The 1,451-nt window shown below is 39.2% G+C and carries 2 protein-coding genes; both read right to left on the reverse strand.

Annotation, left to right across the window (positions count from 1 at the left end; all coding sequences use genetic code 11):
• Positions 1-81: 81 nt before the first annotated feature.
• Positions 82-738, reverse strand: a complete 657-nt coding sequence (locus QUA80_RS33515; RefSeq protein ID WP_333429205.1) for a hypothetical protein — start codon at positions 736-738, stop codon at positions 82-84.
• Positions 735-1,337, reverse strand: coding sequence for an IS607 family transposase (locus QUA80_RS33520; protein ID WP_333429206.1), 603 nt, complete (start codon positions 1,335-1,337; stop codon positions 735-737). Before QUA80_RS33520 ends, QUA80_RS33515 begins: the two co-directional genes overlap by 4 nt.
• Positions 1,338-1,451 lie beyond the last annotated feature (114 nt).

The following is a 1,451-nucleotide window of genomic DNA, read 5'->3' on the forward strand; positions in this document are numbered from 1 at the left end:
GCGACCATTATTGATCGTCCGCTCTCTTAATCCTGGTGGTGTAACCTTTTGACACTGATTCAGCAAGCCCTACTTAGACTCTCAACAATAGGGAACTCGAAACTTGACTTGATGACCATCCCATTGACAGGTTTGATTGCCCAAACTTTCATCTTTAGAACCAACCACAAATACTTCGCCTATCGACACTTTTACCTGTATAGGTTCTAGTTTGAAAGCGGCTATTTCTTGGGTTAGTTTATAGATGTATCTTTTTTTATGGTGTAAATTAAATTTTGTATAATACCAGTTAGTCTTCTGAGTTTTCAGCGAAGTTGCCAGGGGAAAGTTACAACCTGTTTTCGAGTCATGCCAATTCTTCTTAGCATAAAACTTGCGCGCTAACCGCAGTTTTTTTTGCGTTTTTTTCACCCAATCAATAGCTGATTTTAATTTTGACTCTAACTGTTTAATGTGGTTGGTTCTACATTGACGTGCTGCATCTACCTTTCCTTGAGACAAAGCGATAATCCCGCCAGCCTGACGTTTGTTGATGCCGAACTTTTCTTGTAGGTAACTATTCCATTTGGATTTGTCAAACTTGCTCTTTAACGACAGCAAATAATTAACTGTAGCGAGGGTGGCTCGGTAACTTAATCCGGCATAATCGAAGAGAAATAGCTCGAAATTGGTTAATCCTAATGGGGTGAGTTCATCCCGGGGTGTTGGTAATCCTTTGCAATAAGTTAGAGTAGTCATAGCTTGAGAGCTACCTCCCTCAGTTCTTCTACTATCTTTTTATTTTTGTGACTCCGACTGCCATAGAGACGAGCTGAAAATACTGTAATTATCTCTAATACGTCCGCTGCTAAATCTTCTTCAAATGTGCTGTCATCGGAGCGATTGATAATTATTACCTCGGTTCCGAAAGTCTCACATAAGGTAAAGATTAAATCTGAGCCGAATCTCAGCAATCTATCTTTATGAGTTAATACTAATCTTTCCACTTGGTAACTGGTAATTAGTTTGATCAACCTAATTAGTCCTTTCTTTTTATAATTCATGCCACTGCCCAGATCTTGGATGATTTCAAATTCCCATCCATGCTGGGCGCAATAGCTTTCTAAAACTAGAACTTGTCTTTTAAGATCGTCTTTTTGATCGTGACTGGATACTCTGGCATAGCCTACTGTCAATTCACTGCCTGTTTTATTGCCAATTAAGTCAGCAATATCATAGCGACGATGACCACCAACTGTACGGGTTGATTTAATTTTGCCGTCAGCCTCCCATCGATGCAAGGTTTTGACCGTTACACCTAATAGCTCGGCTGCTTGGAGGGGACTTAAACTAGACATAACTTGATTATATCACAGCTTTTGTCTAGGTTAAGGGCATTGGTAACAAGTTAGAAAAGAGTAGATTTTGTCAATACCTATGTGTGTAGATATCCACTAACTAATAATGATAAT

It is taken from the genome of Microcoleus sp. F4-D5 (assembly GCF_036704885.1).
Taxonomy (GTDB): domain Bacteria; phylum Cyanobacteriota; class Cyanobacteriia; order Cyanobacteriales; family Microcoleaceae; genus Microcoleus.

What these genes read in the sequence shown, in the direction of transcription:
- QUA80_RS33515 (WP_333429205.1), bottom strand. Translation starts at nt 738, where the DNA reads ATGACTACTCTAACTTATTGCAAAGGATTACCAACACCCCGGGATGAA.
- QUA80_RS33520 (WP_333429206.1), bottom strand. Translation starts at nt 1,337, where the DNA reads ATGTCTAGTTTAAGTCCCCTCCAAGCAGCCGAGCTATTAGGTGTAACG.